This is a genomic window from Spirosoma sp., assembly GCF_048594605.1.
Lineage (GTDB): Bacteria > Bacteroidota > Bacteroidia > Cytophagales > Spirosomataceae > Spirosoma.
In genome coordinates, this window is record NZ_JBMDWV010000051.1 from 1 (window position 1) to 3267 (window position 3267).

Sequence of the window (3267 nt, forward strand, 5' to 3'; positions counted from 1 at the left end):
TTTACTTTAAAGCCACGGCGTTGAAAAGCCTCAGCGCCTTTCTTACCGATAGCCATAATTTCGACATTGCCAGTACGGGCCTGCGCTGCATACTTCTCATCAATCAGCGTCAGAGCGCCCTTTACCGCGTTCGTATTGAAGGCACCGCACAAACCACGATCCGACGTAATAACGATCAGCAGAACCCGTTCAACAGGACGTGCTTGCCGATATGGATTCTCAGCGGCCGTTTCGGCACCCGCAGAAACCGTACCAAGCATCTGGCTCAGTTTCTGGGCATAGGGACGTAATTGTGTAATATTATCCTGCGCCCGACGCAACTTGGCAGCCGCCACCATTTTCATGGCTTTGGTGATCTGCTGTGTCGAATTGATCGAGGCAATTCGGGCGCGTACTTCTTTCAGTGAGGCCATTTGTTGGAATCAGTCAATAGTCGTCAGTCGTCAGTCGACAGGTCTTTGCAACGTTTTACTACGTATACCTATCGACCGACAACCATTGACTAATTTTAGTATTGCGCAGAAAGATCAGCGGCTACTTTCTTCAGGGCAGCTGTCGCTTCGTCAGTCAGTTTACCAGCGCGCAGATCATTCAGTACATTTGGATACTGAGCACTCAATACCATCGCAAACTCGCTTTCAAATGCTTTCACTTTGTTGACTGGTACTTTGTCCAGTAAACCGTTCGTTGAAGCGTAAATAATAGCGACTTGTTGTTCAACCGGCACTGGAGAATATTGAGGCTGCTTCAACATTTCCTGATTCCGACGACCACGTTCGATGGTCAGTTTAGTCGATGCGTCAAGGTCAGAACCGAACTTAGCGAACGCTTCCAACTCACGGAACTGAGCCTGGTCGAGTTTTAGCGTACCCGCTACTTTCTTCATCGATTTGATCTGTGCGTTACCACCCACACGTGATACCGAAATACCTACGTTAATGGCCGGACGAATACCTGAGTTAAACAGGTTCGACTCCAGGAAGATCTGACCGTCAGTGATCGAAATTACGTTTGTTGGAATATAAGCCGATACGTCACCTGCCTGTGTTTCAATAATCGGTAACGCTGTCAATGAACCGCCCCCTTTCACCTTGTCTTTCAACGATGGTGGCAAGTCGTTCATGTTTTTGGCAATGTCGTCATTGGAGTTGACTTTGGCGGCCCGTTCCAGCAGACGGCTGTGCAGGTAGAATACGTCTCCCGGATAAGCCTCACGGCCTGGTGGGCGACGTAGCAACAGCGATACTTCGCGGTAAGCAACGGCTTGCTTCGACAGGTCATCATAAACAACCAGTGCCGGACGACCCGTATCCCGGAAGAATTCGCCGATAGCTGCGCCCGTAAATGGAGCGAAGAACTGCATTGGTGATGGGTCAGAAGCGTTGGCCGATACAATTACGGTATACTCCATAGCGCCCGCCTTACGTAGCGTTTGTTCTACCTGCTTCACGGTCGAGGCTTTCTGACCGCAGGCTACGTAGATACAATAAACAGGCTGACCTTTGTCGTAGAATTCTTTCTGGTTAATAATGGTATCAATAGCCACAGCCGTTTTTCCCGTCTGCCGGTCGCCGATAATCAGTTCGCGCTGACCACGACCGATGGGGATCATGGCATCGATAGCTTTGATACCCGTTTGCAGAGGCTCATTTACGGGCTGACGGAAAATTACGCCGGGCGCTTTACGTTCCATCGGCATCGCGAACAGCTCACCCTGGATAGGGCCCATACCATCAATCGGCTGACCAAGCGTATTTACGACGCGGCCCAGGATGCCATCGCCTACGTTAACGTAAGCAATCTGATCTGTACGTTTAACGGTATCGCCCTCTTTAACGTCCGAATAATCGCCGAGCAGTACGGCCCCAACGTTATCTTCTTCGAGGTTCAGAGCCATAGCCTGAAGCCCATTTTCAAACGACAGCAATTCGCCGGCCTGCACCTTCGAGAGGCCGTAGATACGCGCTACGCCGTCGCCGATTTGCAGCACCGTACCGACTTCTTCGAGTTCAGCCTCAGTTTGGGTTCCGGCCAGTTGCTGGCGCAGAATGGCTGATATCTCGTCGGGTCTTACGGATTCCATATGTGTATAAGGAGATTTTTAAGTTTTATTTTCGGCCGCAAAGGTACGATTAAAATTTAATAAAAACTTGTTCGTATCTATAATTACAGGCTGAATGTTAGACTTTTCCAATATTATCGATTTTAGCCCGGAAACCGTTAGCCCTTTCAGAAAACCGTTTGTCCCAATTCCAGCTCTTTTCTTGCGTTAACTATAGAAATACCTGTATAAATCGTTATTTTTATCAATCAGTCAACTAGCGTTAAGGCTGAATGAAATTTTATTAAAACCTGGCTTGACCAAACTTTTCTGATACGTATTCACGTTTTATTACCAAATCACTTGTTGCATTAATCACTTTGCTTTTGTTCGCATGAAGTTCACCCAACTGATGTTGGCTGGTATCTTATCAGCTGTTTTTGTTACCGAATCCGCCACCGCACAAACGAAAAAAAAACCTGTTGCTTCTAAACCAGCTTCCAGCGCTAAGCCAACTGCAGTCGCAAAACCAGCCGCTGGTGCTGCTACGTTAGCGTCTACTCAGGATTCCGTTAGTTATAGCATCGGCCTTTATATGGCTGAAAGTCTGAAAAAACAAGGCATAAAAGATTTGAACAATGCCTTGTTGGTCCGGGCCGTAGAAGATGCATTGACCAACCAGAAAACCCAACTCACGCAGGAACAGGCTCAACAGGTTATGAATGGGTTCATGCAGAAGCAGATGGCTGTCCGTAATGCAGAAGCCACGAAGCTCTCCGCTGAGAATAAAAAAGTCGGTGATGCATTTCTGACCGAGAACAAAGCGAAAGCAGGGGTAACGACCACAGCCAGTGGTTTACAGTATTCTGTTGAAAAAGAAGGAACAGGCGCCAAACCAACGGCTACAGATCGAGTTAAAGTACATTACACGGGTCGCTTGCTAGATGGGAAAGTCTTTGATAGTTCGGTAGAGCGGGGTCAGCCCGCCGAATTCGGTGTTAATGAAGTTATTAAAGGTTGGACCGAAGCCCTGCAACTGATGCCTGTTGGCTCTAAATGGAAGCTGTACATACCGTCAGATTTAGCTTATGGAGATCGGGGCGCAGGAGCGGATATCAAACCAGGCTCCACCCTGGTATTCGACGTAGAGTTGCTTGATATTGTTAAACAATGAGGACTAAGCGATTGAGTAACCGAGTGAAAAATATGTAACTGATAAAGAACGT

General features: G+C 47.9%; 3 protein-coding genes. 1 reads left to right on the plus strand and 2 read right to left on the minus strand.

Features of this window, described 5'->3' with window-relative positions:
* On the minus strand, positions 1-413 hold a 413-nt coding region (locus tag ACOJS8_RS03000), incomplete at its 3' end, for a F0F1 ATP synthase subunit gamma (RefSeq protein ID WP_420147049.1).
* 95 nt (positions 414-508) lie between these two features.
* Positions 509-2083 (minus strand): F0F1 ATP synthase subunit alpha, encoded by a 1575-nt coding sequence (gene atpA, locus ACOJS8_RS03005; protein WP_420147050.1) that lies wholly within the window; start codon positions 2081-2083, stop codon positions 509-511.
* Between the two features lie 352 nt (positions 2084-2435).
* Between atpA and ACOJS8_RS03010 the strand changes: the two genes are divergently transcribed.
* Entirely contained in the window at positions 2436-3215 is a 780-nt protein-coding gene (locus ACOJS8_RS03010; protein ID WP_420147051.1) for an FKBP-type peptidyl-prolyl cis-trans isomerase, read from the plus strand.
* Positions 3216-3267: the final 52 nt, after the last annotated feature.

Bases quoted from the DNA above. Each gene is read 5' to 3' on its own strand.
- ACOJS8_RS03010 (WP_420147051.1), top strand. From the start codon at position 2,436: ATGAAGTTCACCCAACTGATGTTGGCTGGTATCTTATCAGCTGTTTTT.
- atpA (WP_420147050.1), bottom strand. From the start codon at position 2,083: ATGGAATCCGTAAGACCCGACGAGATATCAGCCATTCTGCGCCAGCAA.